This window comes from Frankia sp. Mgl5, assembly GCF_023242985.1.
GTDB lineage: Bacteria > Actinomycetota > Actinomycetes > Frankiales > Frankiaceae > Parafrankia > Parafrankia soli.
Map to the genome: position 1 here is coordinate 1 of NZ_JALKFY010000631.1, position 24,329 is coordinate 24,329.

A 24,329-nucleotide genomic window follows, 5' to 3' on the forward strand; every position below is an offset into this window, starting at 1 on the left:
GACTGAGTGAGTCCATGGACTCACTCAGTCGCCACACTTCGTCGGAGCTCCGCCCGACCCGGAGTTATTGGGGGGCTTATGGGGAATAATTCCTATTTGTTGGGGTTGATGGTGCCGTAGGCGCCGTTGTGGTAGATGAGGGGCTGGGACTGGCGGTGGGAGCGGGTTTCCAGGACTTCGGCGATCACCAGGTGGTGGTCGCCGGCGTTCAGCCGGGAGTGGATGCGGGTCCGTAGCCACACGGCCGCGTCCACCAGCAGTGGCTCGCCGGTGGGCAGGCGGCGCCAGCGGGTCGGTTCCGCGAACCGGTCGATGCCCGAGGTCGCGAACCGCGCGGCAAGCTCCTGCTGGCCGTCCGAGAGCAGGTGGACGACGAGGGTGCCGGCGGCGAGCAGCGCCGGCGCGCTCGACGACGTCGCGGACAGGGACAGCGACAGCAGCGGCGGATCCGCGGAGAGGGAGGCGACCGACGTCGCGGTGAAGCCGACCGGACCCCGGGGACCGATCATCGTCACGACGGTGACCCCGGCCGCGTGCCGGCGGAACGCACTGCGCAGCGCCGCCGGGTCGACCGCCGCCGCCGACTGCGCCGCCCCCGACTGCGGCGTCGCCGGCACCGGAGCCGATGCGGGAGCCACCGAGACTGAGGGCACCTGGGACAACGGGGACGCCTGTTCCGGTGCTGGAGCCGTCCGTGGCTGGTCCGGGTGCGGCGAGGGGTCGCGACCGAGGGTGTCGAGCGTCATCGAGCCGTCTCCACGAGGTCGTTTTCCATCCGGACGTCCTGGGCGAAGAGCGCCGTCCCGGTGTGTGCGGCGACGCTGGCGCGAAGCACGGGGGCGTGCGAGACAACCCAGGAGTCGACCACGATGTCCAGGTCCGGGAGCTGCTCCTCGATTACCGCGAACGACCGGGCGGGGACGGTCGCGCCCAGTTCCACGAGGACCGGGCGCAGGTAGAGCTCCCCGGCCACCGAGTGGTCCGGCGCCGCCGAGATGACCACCGGTACGGCGGTCGTCCCCCGCAGCGCCCCACCGGGCAGCAGGTCCAGGAACGACTTGAGCAGGCCGGTGTAGCTGCCCTTGTAGACCGGCGACGCGACGATCAGCAGATCCGCCTCGGCCGCGGTCGTGAGGGCCGCGGCGACCCGGCCGTCGTCGGCGAAGAGGTGCCGGGCCAGCGTGGAGAGATCGATGATCTCGATGCTCGCGACCGGCAGCTCGTCCGCGATCCGCTCCGCGAGGAAGCGGGCGAGGGTCAGCGTCCGGGAGCCGGGCCGCGGGTTGCCGATGATGATGACGAGGCGCGGCGAAGCGGAAGATGTGGTCTGTGGCATGAGCGGCCTTCCGGTCAGGATGGACGTCGCGGAGCGGGTTCGCTGGCTGGACTTCGCGCGAGTTCGTCCTCGTCACTCACCGTCACTCGTCGTCGCCATCGCTCGTCGGCGCTGTCACTTGTCATCGCTGGCACTGGTGCATTTGTCGTCGCTGGTCACCGATGGCGCGGGCGTCCGGCACCCGGGTGCGCGGGCGTTCGCGCCGGTCGGCGGAACCGTGCCGCGGGGACGGCCCGGACCGCGACCGGGAGGGTGCCGAACCTGATCCGCCAGCCGTGCCCGGCCGCCGCGCGAAGCCCGGCCGCCGTGGCAGGCCGGCAGCACGCGGCAGATCCGACCGCCGGGCGATCAGGCCACGGTGGAACAGACCACAACAGGCGCAGGCATCGGACGTGCGACCGGCGCGACCCACGCGCGGCGGACCGGCTTCGTCAGGAGCGGGCGGTGGCGCGACAGCGGCAGCGGGTGGCGCGACCGTAGTCGACGCAGCGCCGACGGGTGAGCAGCGGGCGGGAGGCGAACCAGGACCTGTGCGATGGCAGCGCCCGACGGGTGGGGAGAACGCAAGCTGCCACGTCGAGAACTGTGCGGAGCGCCGCTTTGTTCAGTCAAGAAGTGATAAAGTGAATCAGATCACATCATTGATCGGTTGGCGGCGATCCGCCGGCGTGTTTCCGTTGCTTCTGTGTTGAAGCCGGCCTACCTCGTGACGCGTGGGCACATCGACTTGTTGCGGGTCGCCTCCGCTGCCTGTTCGGCTTACTGACGCCGCCCGTGGCGCGCCGCGGCACGGCCCCCGCTCGCGGGCCCGCCGCCGCGATCCGGCCGCCCGCACCACGCCACCGCCCGCCGCACCGTCACGCCCGCCCGCGTCCGTTGCCACGCGCATCACACCGCCACCAGCCATCCCGAAGTCCGGACGTCACCGTCCGGCGCCCCGCCGCTCCTGTCCGGCACCGGTGGACGGCGGCACGGGAGCCTGCCCGAACGCGGCCCCGCCGGCGGGCGGGCGTGACGGTGCGGCGGGCGCGGCTGCTGGCCCGGGGCCGCCTCCAGCGGGCGCGTCCGCCGACGCGGTGTGCTGCCACAGACCCGACCGACCGCACCACCGACCTCAGCACCGGAGCGCCGACCCGTGAGTGACCTGCACGTTCCGTCCATTGACGATCTTGTCCCGTCCCCCGAGGAGATCGACGCCTTTCATCGGCGGCTGCATCACATCGCGCCCTGGGCGCTCGATCCCGAGACAGCGCAGACATCCGGGATGCGGCGGCTGGCGGCGGTGAGCGCGCGCACCGTGGGCTCGTCGAAGCTGTGGATGGGCCAGACGCACGTGGCGCCGGCCACCGCGTCGGCCAATCATCACCATGGCCGGTCCGAGACCGCGATCTACGTGGTCAGCGGGCATCCGGAGTTCGTCTTCCCGGCGGACGAGCTCTCAGCGGACGACACCGGCGCCCCGAGCCACGGCGGCGGCGAGAGCGGCGGGAACGGCAGGAGCGGCGGCGGGAGCGATTCGGGCGCTCCGCCGCGGGAGATCCGTATCCGGACCTCGCCGGGGGACTACATCTTCGTTCCGCCGTGGGTGCCGCACCGCGAGGAGAACCCGGATCCCGAGCACGAGGCCCTGGTGGTGATCGCCCGCAGCACCCAGGACGCGATCGTCGTCAACCTGCCGGACCTGCGCTGGACCGGCTCCGTCCGAACGACCAGCGAGGACATCACGGGTTGCTCGTAACAGTGACAAGGGGCTCCGGCTCCCGCCCGCTCCCCGCGAGCTCCCGGCGGCTCCTCCCGCCCCACGTCACCGCGCCCGTTCATCCCACCCGGCCCGTTCAACACACTCGTGTCATCCGACCTCGTGCCCAATCCGAATCGCCTGGAGGCGTCCGTGGCAGCCCATGCCGGCTTCGTCGCGAGTACACCCGTCAGAGGCGCCGTGGACGTCGACCGCCTGGCCTGGCAGGTCCTGGTCGACGGACGGCCGATCGACCTCACCTACCTTGAATTCGAGGTGCTCGACTACCTCGTGCGCAACCCGGGCCGTGTGCACAGCCGGGAGGAGCTGCTGCGCGAGGTGTGGCGGCAGGATCCCGGCGCCCTCGGCGCGTCCGCCCCGCGCACCGTCGACGTCATGATCACCCGGCTACGGCGCAAGCTGGGCCGCCATCACCGGGACCACATCGAGACGGTCCGGCGGGTCGGGTACCGCTACCGGCCGTCCGGTTACGAGCCGCTCAGGTCCCACTCGCCCTCGACGCTGTAGACGGGGGACGGCCCACCGACGCTGCTCATCAGGGTCAGGGTCCGTGCCGTCCAGGCCGACGGCTTCATGATCTCGCCGAGGGCGCGGACCAGTGGCCGCAGGTCGGCGGCGGTTCCCTCGGGAACGCGGGCCAGGGTGAGGTGGGCCCGCAACGGGCGGTCGTCGCCGCCGTCCGCGCCGGCCCGGACGGCCGCGCGGCGCACCCCCGCCGCCAGCGGCCCGAGATCGCCGGCGACCCGGACCCAGAGCACCCGGTGGCCGAAGCGGCCGGCGCCGTCGAGGCGCAGCTCGACCGGGCCGTGCCGGTGGGCGACCCGACCGAGCCGTTCGGCGAGCGCGGGCCGCGTCCCGAGCTCGACCGGCCCGAGGAACGCCAGCGTCACGTGCCACCGCGACGGATCCGTCCAGCGCAGCCGCGGCACGCCCGCACCCGCGGCGGCGGCGGTCACCTCGGAGACGGCGGTGGTCAGGTCGCGGACCAGCTCCGCCGGCGGGAGCAGCGCGACGAAGAGCCGCTCCCGGCCCGGTACCGGCCCCGTCACAGGGCGGCGCGGACCTGGTCGGCCGCCAGCCCGCGCCGTTCGATCACGCGGACCGCGATGCACGACGGGTTGCTCAGCACGCCGAGCAGCAGGTGGGCCGTGTGTACCCGTTCGCCGTGTTCCAGGACGGCCGCGTCGACGGCCGCCCGCACCGCCCGCCTGGACTCCTCCGTGAATCGTTCGAGCACGGTTCTACCTCCCCTTCCCGAAGCGACGGCCGTACTTCTTGTGGGCGGCCTGCCGGCTGACACCGAGCACGTCCGCGATCTCCTGCCAGGACCAGCCTCTGCTCCGCGCGCTGGCGACCTGGAGCTCCTCCAGGGACTCGAGCAACGCCCGCAGCGACGCGACTGCGGCGAGACCCACCCGGGGGTCGTCGTCGGACGCCGCGCCGGCGAGCGTCGTGGCTGTAGCACTCACGGTCGTCAACCTACGTTGACAACCAGCGTCCGTCAACCTCGGTTGACACGACCGCCACGGCGGGCACACCCGAGTGGCGTGACGCGGCCTGGTCACAGCGGGCTGGTTCGAGTGGGTGGTCTGCGACGGGATCGGCCCGACCGCCCACCGGCGGACGGCAATCGGGGGCACTATCGGAGCTGTGACGACGGTCCCCGAACTGGTGGCGCCCCGCGATCCCGGCCTGTCCAGAGCCTGGCGCTCGGACCGCCGTACCGCCCGGCGCAGGCAGCCCGACCTCCCGGTCGCGATGGCCCTGGTCACCGACGGTTCCGAACGCTCGACGGCGGACGTCCTGCGTGACGCCGGGGTCGATGTCGTGGGGCTGCTGGCGCCGGAGCCGCTGGAGTCGCTGGCCTGGGCCGCCGAGGCGAAGGCCCCGCGCGCCTACAGCGACCTGATCGCCCTGCTGTCGGACGACATCGAGGCGGTCTGCATCGAGATGTCGCCGCCGGCGTCCGACATCGTGGCCCGCCGGGCGGCCGAGGCCGGCCTGCACGTCCTGCTCGCGAAGCCGGCCACGGCCGAGGCCGAGGCGCTGCGCGCGGTGGCCGACATCGCCGAGGACGCCGATCTCGCCCACGTCGTCGCCCTGGACGGCCGGGCGTGGCCCGCGGCGTGGCACGTCCAGGCGTCGGTGCACTCGCTGGGCCGGCTGAGCCAGATCACCGTGGTCGGCGCGCCGTCCGGGCCGATCGGCCGGGCCGAGATCATCGACCTGACGCTGCGCTGGTGCGGCGAGATCCTCGCCGTGTGCGCCGATCCCGGCAGCATGCCGGCGACCACGCTCACCCCCGACGCGCCGGTCACCCTGGCCCTGCTCGCCGCCAACGGGACGACCATCCTGATCAACGAACGGATGGGCGGGGAGATCGCCACCGCCACGGTGACCGTCTGCGGCGAGGCGGGCCGCATGGTCGTCCAGGGGCGGCGGGTCCGCCGGCAGGACGGGACAGGCGTTCGTGACCTGTGGATGCCGACGGTGCCCGCCGAGCGGCCCGGCCTGGTCGAGGCCACCTACGACGTCGTGCGGGCCACCGAGCTGGATGACCCGGCCCTGGTGCGCGGCGCGACCTTCCACGACCTGCTCACCGCGACGCGCCTGCAGGTGGCGGCCGCGGCGTCTCACAAGCGGGGTGGCTGGGTCGAGCTGTAGGGCTGTGGGGCTACAGGCCGGCCAGGCGGTCCAGGATCGGGGCGGCGACCCGCAGCGCGTCGGCCTCGACCGGGGAGAGATCCACCAGGCGCTCGGCCAGCCACTCGTCACGGCGGCGGCGGTCCGCGGCGAGCAGCTCCCGGCCGGCCTCGGTAACCTCGGCGATCACCTGCCGGCCGTCGGAGGGATGCTGACCACGATGGACGAGGCCGGCCTCGGACAGGCTCGCGATCACCCGGGTCATGGACGGTGGTTGCACCCGCTCGTGCGCCGCCGCCTCACCGAGCGTCATCGGCCCGTGCCGGGCGAGCGTGGCGAGCGTGGCGACCTGGGTCGGGGTCAGCGTGCTGGAGCGTTCCTGGCGCATTCGCCGGGAGAGCCGCATGACCGACAGGCGCAGGGTGGACGCGAGTTCCGCCGCGCTCACGCTCTCCATTTCTCGAAAGTACTCGTTAGCATCGCTAAACTTCAAGAGCGATTAGGACGTCCATTTCACCTCGCGACCGAGGGGGCCCGCGACCGGGAAATCGGCGCCCTCTCCGCGGCAGATCGCCCCGCCCCGCCCCGCCGGGACGGATGAACGAACGGACCGACCAGACAACAGGCGGGGCACACGCGCGGAGCGTCGAGAGCCGGCCACCCCCCGGTAGCGTCCGGCCCCCGACGGTCCGGGACACCCGCACGGCCACGCGGCGAGTCTGCTCCACTATTCACCGACACGACACAGCCCCGCTTCGGGGAGACCTCCAAGGTTGCGGGGTAGTTCCCACCTTGATGCCTGGGGGGTAACCCTCAGGCCGAAGGGCCTGGTGTGTAACCCTTGTCGAGTGAGATCGTCGCGATCGGTGGTGGCCTGAGGTGCCACATCCGTTCCTGCCGCGGCCCCTGACCCGAATGGCCGCCAGGCACCGTTCCGCCGTCCTGACCACCGCGGGCATCACGACGGTCGCGATCACCGTCGCGGCCCAGTGGCCGGCATGGTCCACGACGCCGTTCGCCGCCGCGCTGAACGTCCTCGTCTCCCTCACCTTCGTCCTCACCGGGCTCCTGCTCCTGGACGAGGACGCCCTCGGCAGCGTGAGTAGCGCGTTCATCCTCGGCGGGGTGCTCTGGACGGCGTCCTGGGTGGCGACCTGGGAGGCCGGCCCGTCCGCTGTGCTCTCCTCGTTCGCCTACAACCACTTCTGGGTCTGCCTCGGCTGGGGCGTGCTTCGATACCCGTCAGGGCGTCTACACGACACCAGTGAACGAGTGCTGCTCGGCACCGCCGTCGCGGTGATCCCGGTGGGCAACCTCGTGCTGATCGCACTGTCCCGCCCGGAGTCCTTCGGCTACGCCCCCGGCGTGTGGTGGTACGGCTCCGCGATCGACGCGGGCGTGTTCGGCATCGTCGTGCACACCCTCGACGCACTGAGCCTCGTGGTCGTCGTCGCCTTCGGCCTGGCCATCGCCCGGCGCTACCGGCAGGCCTCCGCGCTGGAGCGGCGCACCCTCGGGCCGGTCTCCCTCGGCGTGCTCACCGCCTTCACCATCGCCGCGGTGGTGAACCTGTTCGTCTACTACCCGCAGGGCGCCGAGGTCGATCCGGTCTTCATCCCGATAGCGCTGGCGTTGTTCGCCATCCCGGTGGCCTTCGCCGTAGCCGCTGTGCGCCGCCATCTCGCCCGGGCCCGCATCGCCCAGCTGCTGAGCGGGCTGAGCACGCCGCCGACGCCGGCGGCCGTCCGCGAGGTGCTGCGGGCGGCGGTCGGCGACGACGGCGCGGAGCTCTACCTGTGGATACCCGAACGCGGCTTCCACGTGAACGCCGACGGCCTGCCGGCCGTCCCGCCCGCGGCGGGAGGCACCCAGCTCGCGCTGCCCGTCCACACCACGGCCGGCGCGCCGCTGGCCGTGCTCTCCGCGCACTCGTCGCTGGAACGCGACCGCGACCTGGTCGCGGTCGCGCTGAACGCCAGCGCCATCGCGCTGGAGAACGCGCGGCTGCACGCCACGGTGACCGCCCAGCTCGACGCCGTCCGCGCGACCCGGACCCGACTCGTCGAGGCCGGGCTCGCCGAACGCCGGCGGATCGAGCGCGACCTGCACGACGGCGCGCAGCAGCGGCTGCTCGCGCTCTCGGCCCGGCTCGGACTCGCCCGGGAGCAGTCCACCGACCAGGCCACCGTCGCCGCCCTCGAGGGAGCCCGGGAGGACCTGCGCGCGGCGCTCGCCGAGCTGCGCGGACTCGCCCGCGGCATCCATCCGCCCGTGCTGAGCGAGAGCGGGCTGAAAGCGGCACTCGAGAATGTCACCGAGGCCCTCCCCGTGGATGTCGACCTTGATGTGCCTGACGATCGATTCGATACCACGCTGGAGACCACGGCGTACTACACCGTGAGCGAGGCTCTGGCGAATACCGTCAAACACGCGGATGCCAGCCATGTGCGGGTAACGGTCAAAATGCTCGGCGGCCAGTTCCTCATCCAGGTGACCGACGACGGGAAGGGCGGTGCGACCATCAGCGACGGCGGCGGAATCGCCGGCCTCGGCGACCGGGTCCGCGCACTCGGCGGCGAGTTCACGCTGTCGAGCCCGGAGCGCTGCGGCACCCGGCTGACGGCGAGCATCCCGTGGAGCAGCGACGCACGAGGTGGGTGGTGACATGCGGGTAGCGATAGCGGACGATTCAGCGCTGTTCCGGGAAGGCCTCGCGATGCTGCTCAACGCGGCAGGCGTGCAGGTCATCGCGCAGGCCGCCGAACCGGACAAGATCCTCGCACACATCGCCGACGAACCTCCCGACGTCGTCATTCTCGACATGCGCATGCCGCCGACCTTCACCAACGAGGGGCTCGTCACCGCCGAGCGGATCCGTGGCCTGCACCCCGGGGTCGGCGTCCTGGTGCTCTCCACCTACGCGGACATCCGCTACGCGGTCCGCCTGCTGGGCGACGGACGCGGCGGCACCGGTTACCTCCTCAAGGACCGCGTCGAGGATGTCGGCAACCTCCTCGACGGCCTGCGCCGGATCGCGGACGGCCGTCTCGTCGTGGACGAGGAGATCGTCGCCGGCCTGCTCACCCACCGCCGCAAGGCCGAGGCCCTCTACCGGCTCACCGAGCGGGAGCGCGCCGTCCTGCGGGAGATGGCGGAGGGCCGCTCCAACGCCGGGATCGCGGTACGCCTGCACCTGGCCGCGAAGACGGTGGAGAACCACGTCGCAAGCGTGTTCACCAAGCTCGAGATGCCGGTCTCCGGCGACGACAACCGCCGGGTGCTCGCCGTACTCGCCTGGTTGCGGTCGTCGGGCGGCGTCGTCCCGCGCTCGCCGTAGAGTCCGCCGCCGTAAGGTCCCAGCGTGTTCGGATTGATCCGGCCGTGCCGGGGTCGTCTCGGCGCCGCGGCGCACGAGCTCTGGTCGGCGCACCTCTGCGGGCTGTGCCTGGCGCTGCGGGACACCGCCGGTCAGCCGGCCCGGCTCGCGACAACCGGCGACGGCGTCGTCCTCTCGCTGCTGGTGGCCGCTCAGCGCCCGACTGCCGCCGCGCGCCGGACAGCCGGCCCGTGCCCGCTGCGGGCCATGCGGACGGCGCGGGTCGTCACCGCCGAGGATCCGGGGATCACCCTGGCGGCCTCGGCGTCACTGGCCGCGGCGGCGGCACGCATCCACGACCACGCCCGGGACGGCGACGGCCTGGCCGGCACCCGGCTGTTGCGCGCCGGCGCCGCTCGCGCCGCGGGCGCGGCCGACCGCGCCGCCGACCGCGCCGGGCGCCGCGTCGGCTTCGACACCACGGAGCTCGTCGAGTCGGTGCACCGCCAGTTCGCGCTGGAGACCGCGACCGCCGGGACCGTCCCGACCGAGACCGCAACGGCCGAGATCGCGGTCACCGAGTCCGCGACGGCCGGGACTGCGGCCGCCGAGTCCGCTGGCCGTGCGGGGATGCTGCTCGCGCTCACCGCCCCGACCGAGGCCGCCGCCGCGGCGGCGTTCCGCCACTGCGCCGAGCTCGCGGAACGTCCGGAGAACGCCGGGACACTGGCGGAGGCCGGCCGGCTCTTCGGCCGGCTCACCCACCTCCTGGACGCCGTGACCGACCGCGCCGCCGACGAGAAGGCCGGGCACTGGAACCCGCTGGCCGCCAGCGGCACCACCGACGCCGCGGCGCGGTCGCTGTGCCTGGACGCGCTGACCGGGCTGCGCCTGGCGGTCGACGAGCTCACGCTGGTCCCGTCCGCGGACGCGGCGCTGCTGCGTGTGCTCCTGGTGGACGAGCTCACGCATTCGGTGACCCGTACGTTCGCCGGTACCACGCCGGCGGAGGGTGGCGGCTGGTGGCGCCGCCGGCGCGCCCGGCGCCGGGCGCGCCGGCGAGCACGGCGGCAGGAGAGCTGGTGCGAACGCTGCGGAGACTGCTGCGATGCGTGCGAGGTCTGCGACTGCGACTGTGGGTGCTGAGATCGCGGCTGATCCCAGGACCGGTCGGGCACGGCTGGCGCCCCCCGCCGGCACCCCCGACCGATCATGTGTGACCAATATCGCTAAATTGGCGGCCGCCGTTGGTGTCGGCCGGGTCTGATCTCCCCGGGGCACCTCTGACAGCCGCGACCGGCGCGTCCGAACGGGCCCAGATCAGGCCGTCCCTTACCAGGAGGGGCAACGATGGTGCCACCCGCAGGTAGGAGGCATAGAGGGTGGCACAGCACACGTGGGACGGAGGCCACCGATCACGCGCATGTGATGGCCCGAACCGCGAGACTTGGGGACAACCGAACCAGTGAACCGGCGAGAGCGCTCCGAACCGGGCGCGCGCCCGAAGGTGGCCGACGCCGTCACCCGGCAGTGCCATGGCGAGAGGAGCCCGGCGTGACCGAGCAGGTCAGTAGCCTGACTGTCACCGACAACCGCACCGGTCGGACGTACGAGGTACCGGTGGCTGACGGCACGATCCGCGCCAGTGCGTTCCGTGCCATCAAGGTCGATGACGACGACTTCGGTCTCATGGCGTACGACCCCGCCTTCACCAACACGGCCAGCTGCCGCAGCGCGATCACCTACATCGACGGTGACGCCGGCATCCTGCGCTACCGCGGTTACCCGATCCAGGAGCTGGCTGAGAAGAGCAGCTTCCTCGAGGTCGCCTACCTGCTGCTGGCCGGCGAGCTCCCCACCTCGGACGAGCTCTCCACCTGGGAAGACGAGATCACGCACCACACCCTGGTGCATGAGTCGATCAAGAAGTTCATCGACGGCTTCCACCACGACGCCCACCCGATGGGCATGCTCGTGTCGACTGTCGGCGCGCTGTCGACCTTCTACCCGGACGCCAAGACGATCGACGACCCCGGCCTGCGCCGGCTGCAGATCGTCCGGCTCATCGCGAAGATCACCACCCTGGCGGCGTTCTCCTACCGGCACTCGGTCGGTTTCCCGTACGTCTACCCGGATAATGATCTTTCGTACGCCGGCAACTTCCTCAACATGATGTGGAAGGCCACCGAGCTCAAGTACGAGCCGGACCCGAACCTCGAGCACGCCCTCGACGTGCTGTTCATCCTGCACGCCGACCACGAGCAGAACTGCTCCGCCAACGCGATGCGGGCCGTCGGCAGCTCCCAGGCCGACCCGTTCTCCGCCGCGGCCGCGGCGATCGCCGCGCTCTACGGCCCGCTGCACGGTGGTGCCAACGAGCAGGTCCTGCGGATGCTCGCCGACATCGGCTCGGTCGAGAACATCCCCGCCTTCATCGCCCAGGTGAAGGACGGCAAGAAGAAGCTCATGGGCTTCGGCCACCGGATCTACAAGAACTACGACCCGCGGGCCCGGGTGATCCGCCAGGTCGCCGACGAGGTCTTCAAGGTCACCGGGACGAACCCGCTGCTCGACCTCGCGATGGAGCTCGAGCGGATCGCCCTCGAGGACGAGTACTTCATCTCGCGCAAGCTCTACCCGAACGTGGACTTCTACACCGGCATCATCTACCAGGCCATGGGCTTTCCGGTGGAGATGTTCCCGGTGCTGTTCGCGATCGGCCGGATGCCGGGCTGGCTGGCCCAGTGGGAGGAGGGCCTGCTCGACCCCGAGCAGAAGATCGCCCGTCCGCGCCAGCTCTACATCGGCTACGACGAGCGCCCCTACGTCCCGATGCACGTCCGCTCCGCGGCCACGGACGCCGAGACCGACCCGATCGCCGCCCAGGCCGCGCAGGCCGCCCCCAGCCGCCCGCTGCGCTGACTTTTTCAGTCAGTCAGGGTTCAAGGGGCCAGGGCGCGACGGCCGTTGGCAGGGCCGTCGCGCAGGACCAGCAGGCTGACTGAAATGCCTGACTCGATCCGTCATACCTGGAGCCAGTAATTACCCGGCCGGCGTCGCGGAGCCGGCCCTGCCAAGCGATCGGGCCGAGGAGACACGTTGTCTCCTCGGCCCGATATCAGCACTCAGGTGCCAACCTCACGGCCGAACGCGTCGGCCCCGGGTAGGCGCCGTCCCGGCTACAGGCGCTCGACCACGTGGTCGATGGCGCTGGTCAGGGTCTCGACGTCCGACGGCTCGACCGCGGGGAAGCAGGCCACCCGGAGCTGGTTGCGTCCAAGCTTGCGGTAGGGCTCGACATCGACCACGCCGTTGGCGCGCAGCACCTTGGCCACCGTGGCGGCGTCGACGCCCTCGAAGTCGATCGTGACGACGACCTGCGAGCGCTGCGCCGGGTCGGTGACGAACGGCGTCGTGTACGGCGTCTTCTCGGCCCAGTTGTACAGGATCGAGGAGGACTCGCCGGTCCGGCGCACGCACCAGTCCAGGCCGCCGTTGCCCAGCATCCAGTCGAGCTGCTCGGCGAACAGGAACAGCGTCGACACGGCCGGGGTGTTGTACGTCTGGTCCTTCGTGCTGTTGTCCAGCGCGGTCGTCAGGTCCAGGAAGGGCGGGATCCAGCGGTCCGTCGCCGCGATCTCGCCGAGGCGGGCGATCGCCGCCGGCGACATCAGGGCCACCCAGAGCCCACCGTCGGAGGCGAAGCACTTCTGCGGCGCGAAGTAGTAGACGTCCACCTCGGTGAGGTCGACGGGCAGGCCGCCGGCGCCCGAGGTGGCGTCCACCAGGTGCAGCGCGCCCGCGTCGGCGCCGACGGGGCGGCGCACCGGCCGGGCCACACCGGTGGACGTCTCGTTGTGCGGCGTGGCGTAGACGTCGACGCCGGGCTCGGGAGCCCAGTCCGGGTGGGTACCCGGATCGGACCTGACCACCGACGGCGCGGCCAGGAACGGGGCGCCCTTGGTGGTGTCGGCGAACTTGCCGCCGAACTCGCCGAAGACCAGGTGCTGGGAGCGCTCCCGCACCAGGTTGAAGGCGGCGGCGTCCCAGAACGCGGTGGCGCCGCCGATCCCGAGGACCACCTCGTAGCCCTCGGGGAGGGAGAACAGGTCGGCCAGGCCGGTGCGGACCCGTCCGACCAGGTTCTTCACCGGCTTCTGCCGGTGCGAGGTGCCGAGGAGGGAGACCCCGCTCGCGGCGAGAGCCTGCACGGCTTCGGTGCGGACCTTGGAGGGCCCGCAGCCGAACCGACCGTCGACCGGGCGCAGTGACTCCGGCAGGACGATCGTCGGGGCGTCAGGCATGGACATCCCCCAGCGGCCGCGGAGCGGGGCCGACGTAGCGGGCGGACGGGCGGATGAGCCGGCTGGTGCGCTGCTGCTCCAGGATGTGAGCGCTCCAGCCCGCGGTGCGGGCACAGGTGAACATGGACGTGAACATATGAGCCGGCACCTCGGCGAAGTCCAGCACCACGGCCGACCAGAACTCGACATTCGTCCGGAGGGGGCGGTCCGGGTAGCGGTTGGTCAGCTCCTCGATCGCGGCCGCCTCGAGGGCCTCGGCCACTTCGTACCGGGTCGAGCCCAGGTCGCGGGCGGTGCGGCGCAACACACGGGCGCGCGGGTCCTCGGCGCGGTACACCCGGTGCCCGAAGCCCATGAGGCGCTCCTTGCGGTCCAGTGCGCGGCGGACGTAGCCAACCGGGTCACCGGTGCGCTCGACCTCGTCCAGCATCGCCAGCACGCGGGACGGCGCCCCGCCGTGCAGCGGCCCGGAGAGCGCGCCCACGGCCGCGGACAGCGCCGCGGCGACGTCCGCCCCGGTGGAGGCGACCACGCGGGCGGTGAAGGTGGAGGCGTTCAGGCCGTGCTCGGCGGCGGACACCCAGTAGGCGTCGACGGCCTGGACGTGCTTGGGGTCCGGCTCGCCACGCCAACGGATCATGAACCGCTCGGTGATGGTGCGGGCGCGGTCGACCTCCTTCTGCGGCACGGCGGGCTGCCCGAGGCCGCGAGCCGCCTGCGCGACGAAGGAGAGTGCCATCACCGATGACCGGGCGAGGTCCTCACGGGCCTGCTCGGGGGCGATGTCGATCAACTGGCCGAAGCCCCAGTACGGGGCGAGCATGGCCAGCGCGCTCTGGACGTCCACCCGGATGTCGCCGGAGTGCACCGGCAGCGGGAACGGTTCGGCCGGCGGCAGTCCGGGTTCGAACGACCCGTCGACGAGCAGGCCCCATACGTGGCCGTAGTCGACCTTGCCGACGAGATCCTCGATGTCGACGCCGCGGTAGCGCAGCGCGCTGCCTTCCTTGTCCGGCTCGGCGATCTCGGTCTCGAAGGCGATCACGCCCTCCAGGCCCGGCTTGAAATCGCTCATCTTCTCGGCCATCGAGTCCGGATCTCCGCTTCTGTCTCGGCCGGCCACGGGACGGGCCCTGCCGGGACCGGCCGACCGCGGCAACCGCGTGGCCGGCCAAGCTGCACGCCGACACAGCGGTCGTCGTGCCGTCCCGTTCCGCCGCTGTCCCGATACGCCGGATTCGCCCGTCGTTCGGTCGTCTCTCGCGCCCCACAGTCCTGCCACGACAAGTCCTGCCACGACAGCCCTGCCTGCTACGACAGTCCTGCCCTGCCACGACAGTCCCGTGTTAACGGCGCAATCGTCCGTCTGCATCCTGCCCTGTCAGACACGGCAACGCCACCGGACGGGGCGTGATGAGTCGCGTTCCGCACGGCCCGGCATCGCCTGCGCCGGGGCGGTTGCCGTGGTTTCGACCGATCACCTGGAGCGGGGCCGTCCGAGGTGATGCCAGTCACATCGACGGAGGGTGCCGCCGGGCTGCCAGGATCGGGGCATGGCCGCCCATCCGCCCGTGCACGAACCTCCCGTGCACGAACCGCCCGTGCCCGACCCGGCTGTGCAGCGGCGCGGCTACCACCCGGGCCGGTTCGACGAGCGGATGCTCGCTCCGACCTGGCTCGAACAGTTTCAGGAATGGTTCACCGACGCATCGGCCCCGAGGGCGGGGATCCGCGAGCCCAACGCGATGATCTTCTCCACCGCTGACGAGGCCGGGCGGCCGAGTTCCCGCACCGTCCTGATGAAGGGGTTCGACGCACGCGGATTCACGCTGTTCACGAACTACACGTCGACGAAGGCCCGCGAGGCCGCGGCGAATCCGTACGGGTCGCTGCTCTTCCCGTGGTACCCGCTGGAACGCCAGGTGATCGTCGCCGGTTCGATTGAACGCGTGTCACGGGCGGAGAGCGAGACCTATTTCCGGTCCCGGCCGCGGGGATCTCAGCTCGGGGCGTGGGCGAGCCACCAGTCCCAGGTGATCGACTCGCGCGCGGTACTCACCGAGCGGCTCGCCCAGCTGGGACGGAGGTGGCCGGTCACCGAACCGGTGCCGGCTCCCCCCTTTTGGGGGGGACTGCGGCTCGTCCCGACCTCGATCGAGTTCTGGCAGGGGCGCCCGGACCGCCTCCACGACCGTCTGCGCTATCGCCTAACCACTCTCCGTGGAGCCTCCGGCAGCACACCGGACGCCGGGCCGGGCGACGCACCGAGCAGGCCCGCCGACGCCCCGGGATGGGTCGTCGAGCGCCTGGCGCCCTGAAGGCGGGCGAACCGGTCCATATCGTCACAGCGCCCGAAATGCCAGCGCTGTCATTCCAGGGTGACGGGCGGGCCGGCGGGCGCGCGGCTGTGATCCTGATTTGGCGACGGAGGCACGACACCGCCGGGGCGATACGCGATTAACACTGACAAACACCCAACGTTCCCGCTACGCCAGACCCGACCACCTCGTGACGAACCAGGCATTGGTACCTTCCTGCGTGCAGTCGTAACTGATCGGCAAACGCTGATCCGCGCCCTGCGTCGACGCGCCGCCCTCCGGCCCGTCGACGCTTCGGCGGGCGCCGACGGCGGGTGTCGCGGCGACCCGTCACAGTCGAGGGAGACGGATTCATGCGGATCACAAGAATGCGGGCCATGGCGGCCGGCGTTCTCGGCGCGGCCCTGATCTCAGTGGCCACGCCGGCCTCAGCAACCACACCGGAACCGACCCCGACGACGAGCGCCACGCCGACCGCGACGCCGACCCCGGACACGACCGGCGACATTCTCGGCGGCACCCCGACGCCCACCGGCACCCCGACGGCCGAGGCCACGGCGAGCCTCGACCCGAGCGCCACGCCGAGCGTCGACCCCTCCGCCACCCCCAGCGCGGACCCGAGCGCGACCCCCGGCATCGACGTGACCACCACGACGACCGGCACGCCCTCGCCCACCCCGAGATCGGGGACGGGCGACCCCATCCTCGACGGGTTCCTGTCGCTGCTGCCCTTCAAGGTGCCGCTCGACAAGGAGATCGACGGCATCGAGGACTTCGACGCGAACCCGCTCGTCCTCACCTTCACCTGCGGCGCCTCGGGCCCTGAGTGGACGCTGCGGAACACCTCCGACAAGGCCCTCGGCTTCGGCTGGTTCGACACCAGCCTCGGCGCCGGGATCTCGGAGATCGGCCCCGGCCAGAGCCTGCCGCTGCAGACCCACGCGATGGCGGTCATCGCCTCCCCGTGGGACGCCGAGACCGGTTACCTCCTCGTGACCGTTCCGACCGTGGGCGTCTCGGACTGCGCCGGGACGGCCCCGCCGGTCGACCCCCAGGTCTCGCTCCCCGTCGCCGACCCGGCCGTGGCTACGGCGGTGCGGGCCGAGCCTTACTACACGAGATGACCAGCGGCGCCGGCATGACCAGCCACGTCGCGACTCCTCGCCTCGACGCGACGTCCAACCGCGGCCCGCTGCCCGGCCACGATCCGGCACCGGGTGGTGACGGCCTGGCCGGGGAGCGCCGGCCGGGACGTCGCGGCCTGGCCCGGGTGGGCACGGCGGCGCTGGCCGTCGTGCTCGGCGGCGTGATCCTCACCGGCTGCGGCGGGGACGACTCGACCGCGGCGTCCGGCCAGGTCCCGGAGCCGGTGCGCAGCCAGCTCGCCGCCGTCGCCGGCCTCGGGCAGGGCGCGAGCACCGTCGTGACCGCCACCGGCGCGAGTGTCGACGTCTACCAGGCGCCGAACGCGGCGAAGCCGACGTCCAGCCTGTCGAACCCGAACGAGAACGGCGCGCCGCGGGTCTTCCTCGTCCAGGCGAAAATGCCGGGCTGGTGGCAGGTTCTGCTGCCCGTCGAGCCCAACGGGAGTTCGGGCTGGGTGAAGGCCGAGCAGGTGACGGCCAGCCAGACGCCCTACCGGATCGTCGTCGCCCGCGGCGCGCACAAGCTGCGGCTGTACAGCAACGACAAGATGATCGCGGAAGAGTCGGTGGCGATCGGCACCACTGACACCCCGACGCCCGGCGGGCGCTTCTTCCTGATGGAACTGCTGAAGCCCAGCAACCCGGGCGGCCCCTACGGGCCGTACGCCTTCGGGCTCAGCGGCTTCTCCACCAGCCTGGACTCGTTCGGCGGCCGGGACCCGGTGATCGGCATCCACGGGACGAACGAGCCCGGTTCGATCGGCCGGGACGTCAGCCACGGCTGCATCCGCCTGAGCAACGACGCGATCACCCGCCTGGCCCAGACCGTCCCGCTGGGGACACCGGTGGAGATCATCGCCTAGGGCCTGATCTGGTCTTCTCCGTGCCGCGGGGTCGCGGGGCCGCGTGGGGCGGCGCAGCGTGGCGCCGCACTGCATGCTGCGCGGGGCCGGACGGGGCCGACGGTCTCTTGAATCCGCAGGCCCGCGGGCGGGATCGCCTCGGGCCGCGACCGTGTGGCCCAGCGCCCCCTCCGAGCGCGGACAGACACGGCCGCGACCTCCGTGACGCGCCGGTACGGGCTGCCCTCCACATCCCGCACCGGCGCGACCACGTCCGGCGGAGCCCGTCACCTCCCCACCGGTCGGACGGGCGAGGAGTCGAGCCCGCCGTCTCCCTGCCCACGTCAAGGGTGGCCAATCCCCGCGGCGGGAACTGGCGGTCCGCAGAATCGGGCGCTGTCGGATAACTGACATGACCTTCACTTGCGGCACGACCAGTCAGCCCGGTATCAGGGCGAACCTGACGATCCGCCGCGGACCCGCCCGGCCTGGCGCGGCGGTGCCCGAGCCGGCCATGCCGGCCATGCCGGTTAAGCCGGTTAAGCCGGTTAGTCGTGGTGTCGGGCTCGGGCGTGGCGGTCGAGGGCCTCCCGGCGTTCGACAGCGTGATCGACGACTGGGCGTGGGTAGCCGTTCGGCGGGCCGGCCGGGAGTTTCCACGGCTCGTGCACCGCGTCGGGCGGGAGGCCTCGCAGTTCGGGGACCCATCGGCGGATGTACTCCCCGGCGGGATCGAACTTGCGCCCCTGCGAGACGGGGTTGAAGACCCGGAAGTAAGGAGCGGCGTCGGTTCCGGTGCCGGCCGTCCACTGCCAGCCGTGGTTGTTGGACGCGAGGTCGCCGTCGACGAGGCGCTCGAGGTACCAGCGGGCGCCGTGCGTCCAGTGGACGTGCAGGTCCTTGCAGACGAACGAGGCCTCGATCATCCGGACCCGGTTGTGCACCCAGCCCTCGGCGAGGAGCTGGCGCATGCCGGCGTCGACGATCGGGTAACCGGTGCGGCCCCACTTCCACGCCTCGAAGGTGTCACCGGGAGGCTCGTAGGCCAACGCGGCCAGGGTGTCGGTGAGGTCGGTCCGGGCCGACGCGGGGGTGCCGGCGAGGACGTCCGCGTAGAACTCCCGCCAGGCGAGCTCGGAGCGGAACTTCTCGGCCGAACCGGCCAGCTCGGTCGCCGTGGCCGTGGCCGTGCGCAGCGCGTCGAGGACGGTGCGCGGGTGGATGCAGCCCCATTTCAGGTAGGGCGAGAGGCGGGAGGTGACGGCCGCGGCCGGCTCGTCGCGGTGCGCCGCGTAGCCGGCCAGCGATCCGGTCAGGAAGGCGCGCAGGCGCTCGTGCGCGGCGTGTTCGCCGGCCGGGGGTAGCTCGGTGCCTCCGAGCTCCGGATCCGCCGGGATCGGTTCGCTGCCGCCGTCGAGGTCGGCGGGCTGGAGCCAGACCGGATCCGCCGGGATGGCCGGCCCGCGCCAGCCGTGTTCCTTCCAGGCCCGGTAGAAGGGCGTGAACACCCGGTAGGACGTCCCGTCGGCCTTGCGCAGGCGGCCGGGCGCTATCGCGTAGGGCGAGCCGGTGCGCACGAGCTGCCGGCCGTCCACGGCCAGGGCGCGTTCCACGAGTTTGTCACGGCGGGAGCCGTACGGACCGTGGTCGGCCGCGAGGTGGACAGTGTCCGCGCCGATCTCGCGGGCGAGCGCGGTAACGACGTCCACCGGGTCTCCGGCACGCACGCACAGCCGGCCGCCGAGCTGGGCGTCCAGGTCGCGCAGGCACCGGTGGAGGAACGCCAGGCGGACGGGACCGGACGGGCGTCGCAGCGCGTCGTCGAGGACGAAGAGAGCCAGCACCCGGCCGGACTCGGCGGCGGCGAGCAGCGCCGGGTTGTCGTCGAGGCGGAGGTCACGGCGAAGCCACCACACCGCCTGCGTCGAGGGGGGCGAGCTCATCCGACGGACGGTAGCCGGTCACCACGGGTCACCAACGGAGACCACTCTGATGTCACGCGAGGTCACGGCGTGGCATGGACCCGCGGTCAGAGGCTTCCTGCTGTGCTGTCGCGATGACGCAGGCGGTGCAGTGGGATCAGGGCGTCTCGGACGCGTGGTCACGGATCGCGCAGATCGGTCCCAAGATCCTGGTCTTCGCGCTCGTCCTCACCGTCGGAGCCGTGGTCGTCCGCGGCGCGCTCCACGCCGCGGACCGGGTGCTGGAGCAGGCCGGCCTCGACGGCGCGCTCGACCGGGCCGGCGCGTCGCGGCTGCTGCGCTGCCAGACCGGGGTGATCAGGGAATGGCTGCTGCGGGTGGTGGCCGTGATCTGCCTGTTGGCCATCCTGCGTGCGGCGCTCGGGGTGTTCGGGCCGAGTCCCGCCGACCGGATGGCCGGCACGGCGCTGGCGCTGCTAGCCCGCGCGCTGCTCGCGGCCGTCATCGCGCTGCTCGGGCTGGCGCTGGCCGCCTGGGCGCGGCGCCTGGTCACCGAGTCGTTCGCCGGGCTGCGGCACGGCAACGCGCTGAGCCGGGCCGTCGCCGGGTTCGCCGTCCTCGCCTTCGGCAAGGCGGCGCTGGACGAGCTCGGCATCGGGACGTCGGTCACCACACCGCTGCTCTACGCAGTGCTCGCGGCCTGCACCGGAGTGGTGGTGGTCGGAGTGGGCGGCGGTCTCGTCCGGCCGATGCAGAGCCGCTGGGAGAAGATCCTCGACCGGGCCGAGGACGGCGCCGGAGAGGCCCGCGCCGCCTGGCACGCGAACCGGGGCGCGGCGCGGTGGGCACCGCCGAGCAGCGCCGGCCAGAGCCCCCCGGAACGGCCGTCCACACCGCCCGGCGGCACGCCCCCACCACCCGCGCCAGCCAGCTGTGACACAGCCACGCCGCCCTGCGGCACGCCCATGGCACCCCTCGGTGAGCCGGGGGCGAACCGCGGCGTGCCCGTACCCGACCCGGGTACGGCGGTGGCGCGCCGCACCGCGCCTCAGACGCGCCCGCACCCGGGGCCAGTGACGGAACCGGCGTCCGTGCCCACGCCGACTCCGGTGCCGCCGCGGGCGCCGGCGCCCACACCGGCGGTGCCGTCAGCGGTGCGCGTGCCACCGCCCCCGCCGCGATCGGCTCCGCCGAGCACAGCACGGCCTGGAGCGTCCTCCCCACCGGGAGCACTACCGCGGGCCCCCTCGGCGGCCGACGTGCCGGGACGGGTACCGTCCACGGATCCCGCACCCGCGTCGCCACGCACAACCCTGCCATCGCCGTCGGCGCTCCCCGGCACGCCGCCGACATCCCCCGTTCGGGGGGAGAACCAGCTCCCTGGCGCTGTTTCCGACTGACGTGTGGGTGTGCGTTCGGCGAACTGCGACGCGCCGCGCCGCCGGGTGGGGCACTCTGGGAAGGGAAGACTTCGGGTGGCGGCGCGGCGTCGGCGCCACGCCGCACGACGGTGGGAGACACCTACGCCAGGACGCAACGCGGACGAGCAGGACCTCGCGGGGGGCGACGCCGCACCGGCGTCGAGAGATTGCGAGCGAAGGGACATCTCGGTGAACGAGCCATCCGACATGGAACGTTCACGGCTGCTCCTCGGATGGCTGGCGGCTCGCAGGGCAGTGGACCACTGCCTGTCCGATCTGCTGGCCGCCGGCCCGGCCGGCGAACGACGGGTCCGCGAATCGCTCGCGAAGGTCGACGACCTGGAGACCCGCGCGCAGGTCGCGTTCGATCGCTACCGGAGCGCGGCCGAGTCCACCGAGCCCCGCGGGCTTGGCGCGGACCGCGCCCAGGCGACGCGGATCATGGACGCGAGCACCGCCGGCTCCGGGGCGGGGGCGGCCGAGGACGGTCGCGACAGAACCAGGATCGACAGGAGCAAGTCAGACAGGGGCAAGGTCGACAGCGGGATGTCGGCGGTCCCGAGCGGCGATCCCCGCTCGTTCGACGTCGACTCGAGGAACGTCATGCCCCTGCACGTGAACCCGCGTGGCATGGCCCCGGCCGGAAGAGAACCGACAGGTGGGGAACCGGCCGTGCCCGAGCGCTGGTCCCCACGTGACCGGCCCCGCCTGAACGTGGTGCGGGCAAATGAGAACGACCTAGCACGTAGCAGCCCTAACACTAAGAGTAATCAACGACACCGTTGACGCGCGGGCCTGTGGGCGGCGCGTCAGAATACCGGTCGTGTCGGCCGCCCGCAGCCGCCGCTTCGTCGCGGTACGGCTTCTCATGTCCCTGCTCGCGGCATTGCTGGTCGTGGCCGGGTGCGGACTCTCGGGCGGTGCCGGGCCACGCGCCCGGCCCGGCCCGACGAGCGACGTGGGGACCATCCCCACCCCGCCGCCGACGATCGGTCCCGATGCCTTCGAGCAAAGTGGACGGGGTGGTCAGATCCGGCTGACGCTGCCGGACCCGGGCACGCCGGGGCCGTACCCGCTGGTCGTGGCGCTGCACAGCCTGTACCACGATGGCACCGAGCCGCAGCGCGGCTGGGAGCTCGACGCGCTCGCCCGGTCGGCCGGCTTCGCGGTCGTCTACCCCGACGGGCTGGGGATGTCCTGGAACGCGGGCACCTGCTGCGGCCCGGCCGCGGCCGCCAGCAGTGACGACGTCGGCTGGCTGCGTTCACTCATCGCGCACCTGGAGAGCAGGTACCCGATCGACCCGCGCCGGGTCAGCATCATCGGGCTGTCGAACGGCGGCATGCTCGCCTACCGCTACGCCTGCGAGCACGGGGACGAGCTCGCCGGGTTCGCGGTCGTCGCCGCCAGTCTGCAGACCTTCAACTGCACTCCGCCCGCGCCCGTAACCATGGTGTCGGTGCACGGCGGAATGGACGGCCACGTCCCGTACGCCGGCGCGCTGTGGTCCGAGGCCCTGCAGACGGGGATCACGCCCGTCGAGGTGAGCCTCGCCCCGTTCCGGGCGGTGGACGGCTGCCCGTCACCCACCCAGCCCGCCGACACCACGACCACCGGCGCGGACGGCCGTCCGATCGGCGCGACCGGAGCCCAGGTCGGGGCGGTGGACCCGGCCGGGTCCGGCACCGCCGGGCCAGCCGACCCGGCGATCATCGCCGCCGCCGGCCCCGGGCTGCTGCCCGCCACCACACCGCCGGCGGCCGGCCAGGCACCGCTCGGCCAGGCACCGCTGGGGCAGCCGCCGGCGACGGGACCGGGCGCGCCCGCGGCCCAGCCGCCCGTGCCGCCCGTCCAGGCGCCGCCGGTGGCCGTCCGGCACGAGACGACCTGTTCGACGTCCGCCCGCCTCGTGCAGTACGTGCTGCCGGCGCTGGGGCACGGCTGGCCGCCGCTGACCGGCGCCGGTTCCTTCGACACGGCCGCCGTGCTGTGGGAGCTGCTGGGGCCGGCCCGCTCGGCCACCGCCGGCCCCCGGATCTGAGCGATCCCGCCCTGCCGGCCCCAGACGGCCAAGCTGGTCCCAGACAGCCAAGCCGGCGTCAGACAGCCAAGCCGGCCTCAGGCGGCTGAGCCGGCCTCAGGCGGCCGGCTGGAACGAGGCGCGCAGCGCGCCCATCATCGTGTTCAGTGACGCTGAGGCGTTCGCCGGAACCCTGGCGATGAGCACGTAGACCGCGCCGGGCGCCTCGCTCGTGCGCATGAGGTACGAGACGCGCTGGCCGTCACGGTCGTAGGAGCCCGCCAGTTCCTGCACGGTAGCGCCGGACGTGTCCGTCGCCGGGCCCGAGCGGTCCTGAGTCAGGCCCGAGACGCTGCCGAACTCACTGCTCTGGACCTGGCTGAGCGCCGTCGCGGCGTCCGCGCCCGCGACCCGGGCGACGCCGATCATCTGCGGGCCGTACTCGGCGGGTGTGCCCACCGCGCCCGCCCCCGGCTCCCCGAAGAACACACCGGTGTTGTCCCGTCGTTGCTTCCAGGTCGGCGGATGGGAGAACGTCGCCTTCTGGTCGGGGTCCGTGAAGGCCACCCAGTCCGCGGGCACCGCGGCCTGCGGCTGGCCGCCGCCCGCGGGGGCACCGGTGGACGGCGCGGGGGAAGCCGACGGGCCCGTGCCGGGCGTCGCCGTCGGGGGCGTGTTCGCCGTCGTCGCCGTATCGCCGCTCGGGCGCACCTTCTCCCAGATGACGCCGGCACCGACGCCCACCGCGAGGGCCACGCCGAGCACGACCAGGGCGATCACGAGGCGGCGCAGGAAGGGCCCGAGCCCGGCGCTCTCGCCGCCGTCCGGACCGTCGAGGCCGTCGCCGTCGTCCGGGAAGTCAGGTTCGTCGGGGAAGTCGACCTCGTCGAAGCCGCCCTGCCGCGGGGGCGCGGCCCGGCGCGGCCCGGTCCCGGCGGAAGCCGCGCCGACGGCTCCCAGCACCTCGGTGCCGGCGCCCGTGGATCTGGCCCGGTCCTGCGGGCCGGTGCCGTCCGGGCCGCCGGCGCGCCGGGCGGCCCGGGCCCGCGCGCGCGGGCCGGTGCCGGGCATCGGGCCGCGGCCGTCGTCGTCAGCCGGGCCGTCCGGGTCGCGGTACGGCGTGTCCCGCACGGGTCCGTCGCGGTATCCGCGTTCCTGGTCGCGGTAGGGCACGTCCCGCCGCCCGGCGTCGCGCGGGTCGGCGTCGGGCACCGCGACGTCGCGGTGTGCCATCTGCGGGTACGCCGCGTCCCGGTAGGCCGGGTCGGGACCGCCCCGGCGCGCGCCCGGGTCCGTCCCCGGG

The 24,329-nt window shown here is 72.8% G+C and carries 24 protein-coding genes; 14 read left to right on the plus strand and 10 right to left on the minus strand.

Features of this window, described 5'->3' with window-relative positions:
• Positions 1-92 precede the first annotated feature (92 nt).
• A complete protein-coding gene (locus MXD62_RS18260) occupies positions 93-746 on the minus strand; it encodes a flavin reductase family protein (protein ID WP_248830735.1) in 654 nt (217 codons plus the stop codon).
• Positions 743-1,336 (minus strand): NADPH-dependent FMN reductase, encoded by a 594-nt coding sequence (locus MXD62_RS18265; RefSeq protein WP_248830736.1) that lies wholly within the window; start codon positions 1,334-1,336, stop codon positions 743-745. Before MXD62_RS18265 ends, MXD62_RS18260 begins: the two co-directional genes overlap by 4 nt.
• Before the next feature lie 685 nt (positions 1,337-2,021).
• Here MXD62_RS18265 and MXD62_RS40740 point away from each other — a divergent pair.
• The 3 genes from MXD62_RS40740 to MXD62_RS18275 all read left to right on the plus strand — a co-directional run bounded on the left by MXD62_RS40740 (position 2,022) and on the right by MXD62_RS18275 (position 3,602).
• Positions 2,022-2,102, plus strand: coding sequence for a putative leader peptide (locus tag MXD62_RS40740; protein WP_368672102.1), 81 nt, complete (start codon positions 2,022-2,024; stop codon positions 2,100-2,102).
• A 369-nt stretch (positions 2,103-2,471) separates the two neighbouring features.
• Positions 2,472-3,074, plus strand: a complete 603-nt coding sequence (locus tag MXD62_RS18270; RefSeq protein WP_248830737.1) for a cupin — start codon at positions 2,472-2,474, stop codon at positions 3,072-3,074.
• 153 nt (positions 3,075-3,227) lie between these two features.
• Positions 3,228-3,602: a winged helix-turn-helix domain-containing protein gene (locus tag MXD62_RS18275; protein WP_248830738.1), complete on the plus strand. Its 375-nt coding sequence runs from the start codon at positions 3,228-3,230 to the stop codon at positions 3,600-3,602.
• Here MXD62_RS18275 and thpR read toward each other — a convergent pair.
• Genes thpR through MXD62_RS18290 form a run of 3 tightly spaced genes read right to left on the minus strand, consistent with a single transcriptional unit; the run spans position 3,563 to position 4,564 of the window.
• Complete coding sequence (gene thpR / locus MXD62_RS18280) at positions 3,563-4,144, minus strand: RNA 2',3'-cyclic phosphodiesterase (protein ID WP_248830739.1); 582 nt, start codon at positions 4,142-4,144, stop codon at positions 3,563-3,565. The genes MXD62_RS18275 and thpR overlap by 40 nt on opposite strands.
• Positions 4,141-4,332: a Clp protease N-terminal domain-containing protein gene (locus tag MXD62_RS39790; RefSeq protein WP_248830740.1), complete on the minus strand. Its 192-nt coding sequence runs from the start codon at positions 4,330-4,332 to the stop codon at positions 4,141-4,143. Before MXD62_RS39790 ends, thpR begins: the two co-directional genes overlap by 4 nt.
• Before the next feature lie 4 nt (positions 4,333-4,336).
• Entirely contained in the window at positions 4,337-4,564 is a 228-nt protein-coding gene (locus MXD62_RS18290) for a helix-turn-helix transcriptional regulator (RefSeq protein WP_248830741.1), read from the minus strand.
• A 181-nt stretch (positions 4,565-4,745) separates the two neighbouring features.
• On the opposite strand from MXD62_RS18290, the gene MXD62_RS18295 reads away from it, so the two are divergent.
• Positions 4,746-5,759, plus strand: a complete 1,014-nt coding sequence (locus tag MXD62_RS18295) for a Gfo/Idh/MocA family oxidoreductase (protein ID WP_248830742.1) — start codon at positions 4,746-4,748, stop codon at positions 5,757-5,759.
• A gap of 10 nt (positions 5,760-5,769) precedes the next feature.
• Here MXD62_RS18295 and MXD62_RS18300 read toward each other — a convergent pair whose 3' ends face one another.
• Positions 5,770-6,195, minus strand: a complete 426-nt coding sequence (locus MXD62_RS18300; protein ID WP_248830743.1) for a MarR family transcriptional regulator — start codon at positions 6,193-6,195, stop codon at positions 5,770-5,772.
• Between the two features lie 422 nt (positions 6,196-6,617).
• Here MXD62_RS18300 and MXD62_RS18305 point away from each other — a divergent pair, with 422 nt between their 5' ends.
• From MXD62_RS18305 to MXD62_RS18320, 4 genes are all read left to right on the plus strand, one after another.
• Entirely contained in the window at positions 6,618-8,402 is a 1,785-nt protein-coding gene (locus tag MXD62_RS18305; RefSeq protein ID WP_248830744.1) for a sensor histidine kinase, read from the plus strand.
• A gap of 1 nt (position 8,403) precedes the next feature.
• Positions 8,404-9,075, plus strand: a complete 672-nt coding sequence (locus MXD62_RS18310) for a response regulator transcription factor (RefSeq protein WP_248830745.1) — start codon at positions 8,404-8,406, stop codon at positions 9,073-9,075.
• Between the two features lie 24 nt (positions 9,076-9,099).
• Positions 9,100-10,200, plus strand: coding sequence for a DUF5685 family protein (locus MXD62_RS18315; RefSeq protein ID WP_248830746.1), 1,101 nt, complete (start codon positions 9,100-9,102; stop codon positions 10,198-10,200).
• A gap of 408 nt (positions 10,201-10,608) precedes the next feature.
• Positions 10,609-11,976, plus strand: coding sequence for a citrate synthase (locus MXD62_RS18320; protein WP_020464604.1), 1,368 nt, complete (start codon positions 10,609-10,611; stop codon positions 11,974-11,976).
• A gap of 257 nt (positions 11,977-12,233) precedes the next feature.
• Here the strand turns inward: MXD62_RS18320 and serC are convergent, their stop codons facing one another.
• Together serC and MXD62_RS18330 are read right to left on the minus strand one after the other, a co-directional pair.
• Entirely contained in the window at positions 12,234-13,358 is a 1,125-nt protein-coding gene (serC, locus tag MXD62_RS18325) for a phosphoserine transaminase (protein WP_248830747.1), read from the minus strand.
• The gene (locus MXD62_RS18330) at positions 13,351-14,445 is read right to left on the minus strand and encodes a citrate synthase 2 (RefSeq protein ID WP_248830748.1); all 1,095 of its coding nucleotides are present in this window, start codon (positions 14,443-14,445) and stop codon (positions 13,351-13,353) included. The genes serC and MXD62_RS18330 overlap by 8 nt, the downstream gene beginning before the upstream one ends.
• A gap of 466 nt (positions 14,446-14,911) precedes the next feature.
• On the opposite strand from MXD62_RS18330, the gene pdxH reads away from it, so the two are divergent.
• The 3 genes from pdxH to MXD62_RS18345 all read left to right on the plus strand — a co-directional run bounded on the left by pdxH (position 14,912) and on the right by MXD62_RS18345 (position 17,684).
• Positions 14,912-15,676 (plus strand): pyridoxamine 5'-phosphate oxidase, encoded by a 765-nt coding sequence (gene pdxH, locus MXD62_RS18335; RefSeq protein ID WP_248830749.1) that lies wholly within the window; start codon positions 14,912-14,914, stop codon positions 15,674-15,676.
• 353 nt (positions 15,677-16,029) lie between these two features.
• The gene (locus MXD62_RS18340) at positions 16,030-16,800 is read left to right on the plus strand and encodes a hypothetical protein (RefSeq protein WP_248830750.1); all 771 of its coding nucleotides are present in this window, start codon (positions 16,030-16,032) and stop codon (positions 16,798-16,800) included.
• Positions 16,801-16,814: 14 nt separating this feature from the next.
• Entirely contained in the window at positions 16,815-17,684 is an 870-nt protein-coding gene (locus MXD62_RS18345) for a L,D-transpeptidase (RefSeq protein WP_248830751.1), read from the plus strand.
• A gap of 527 nt (positions 17,685-18,211) precedes the next feature.
• On the opposite strand, the gene MXD62_RS18350 is transcribed toward MXD62_RS18345, so the two are convergent.
• Positions 18,212-19,606: a deoxyribodipyrimidine photo-lyase gene (locus tag MXD62_RS18350; protein WP_251081923.1), complete on the minus strand. Its 1,395-nt coding sequence runs from the start codon at positions 19,604-19,606 to the stop codon at positions 18,212-18,214.
• A 113-nt stretch (positions 19,607-19,719) separates the two neighbouring features.
• Here MXD62_RS18350 and MXD62_RS18355 point away from each other — a divergent pair, with 113 nt between their 5' ends.
• The 3 genes from MXD62_RS18355 to MXD62_RS18365 all read left to right on the plus strand — a co-directional run bounded on the left by MXD62_RS18355 (position 19,720) and on the right by MXD62_RS18365 (position 23,047).
• The gene (locus tag MXD62_RS18355) at positions 19,720-20,985 is read left to right on the plus strand and encodes a hypothetical protein (RefSeq protein ID WP_248830752.1); all 1,266 of its coding nucleotides are present in this window, start codon (positions 19,720-19,722) and stop codon (positions 20,983-20,985) included.
• Between the two features lie 210 nt (positions 20,986-21,195).
• Positions 21,196-21,792 (plus strand): hypothetical protein, encoded by a 597-nt coding sequence (locus MXD62_RS18360; RefSeq protein ID WP_248830753.1) that lies wholly within the window; start codon positions 21,196-21,198, stop codon positions 21,790-21,792.
• A 37-nt stretch (positions 21,793-21,829) separates the two neighbouring features.
• Positions 21,830-23,047 carry a PHB depolymerase family esterase gene (locus tag MXD62_RS18365; RefSeq protein ID WP_248830754.1) on the plus strand — a complete coding sequence of 406 codons (1,218 nt, stop codon included), beginning with the start codon at positions 21,830-21,832 and terminating at the stop codon, positions 23,045-23,047.
• Between the two features lie 96 nt (positions 23,048-23,143).
• Here the strand turns inward: MXD62_RS18365 and MXD62_RS18370 are convergent.
• Positions 23,144-24,329 (minus strand): hypothetical protein (locus tag MXD62_RS18370; protein ID WP_308301286.1); only part of this gene is annotated, 1,186 nt, incomplete at its 5' end.

Bases quoted from the DNA above. Each gene is read 5' to 3' on its own strand.
- MXD62_RS18260 (WP_248830735.1), bottom strand. From the start codon at position 746: ATGACGCTCGACACCCTCGGTCGCGACCCCTCGCCGCACCCGGACCAG.
- MXD62_RS18265 (WP_248830736.1), bottom strand. From the start codon at position 1,336: ATGCCACAGACCACATCTTCCGCTTCGCCGCGCCTCGTCATCATCATC.
- MXD62_RS18300 (WP_248830743.1), bottom strand. From the start codon at position 6,195: ATGGAGAGCGTGAGCGCGGCGGAACTCGCGTCCACCCTGCGCCTGTCG.
- MXD62_RS18310 (WP_248830745.1), top strand. From the start codon at position 8,404: ATGCGGGTAGCGATAGCGGACGATTCAGCGCTGTTCCGGGAAGGCCTC.
- serC (WP_248830747.1), bottom strand. From the start codon at position 13,358: ATGCCTGACGCCCCGACGATCGTCCTGCCGGAGTCACTGCGCCCGGTC.
- MXD62_RS18330 (WP_248830748.1), bottom strand. From the start codon at position 14,445: ATGGCCGAGAAGATGAGCGATTTCAAGCCGGGCCTGGAGGGCGTGATC.
- pdxH (WP_248830749.1), top strand. From the start codon at position 14,912: ATGGCCGCCCATCCGCCCGTGCACGAACCTCCCGTGCACGAACCGCCC.
- MXD62_RS18340 (WP_248830750.1), top strand. From the start codon at position 16,030: ATGCGGATCACAAGAATGCGGGCCATGGCGGCCGGCGTTCTCGGCGCG.
- MXD62_RS18345 (WP_248830751.1), top strand. From the start codon at position 16,815: ATGACCAGCCACGTCGCGACTCCTCGCCTCGACGCGACGTCCAACCGC.
- MXD62_RS18350 (WP_251081923.1), bottom strand. From the start codon at position 19,606: ATGAGCTCGCCCCCCTCGACGCAGGCGGTGTGGTGGCTTCGCCGTGAC.
- MXD62_RS18355 (WP_248830752.1), top strand. From the start codon at position 19,720: ATGACGCAGGCGGTGCAGTGGGATCAGGGCGTCTCGGACGCGTGGTCA.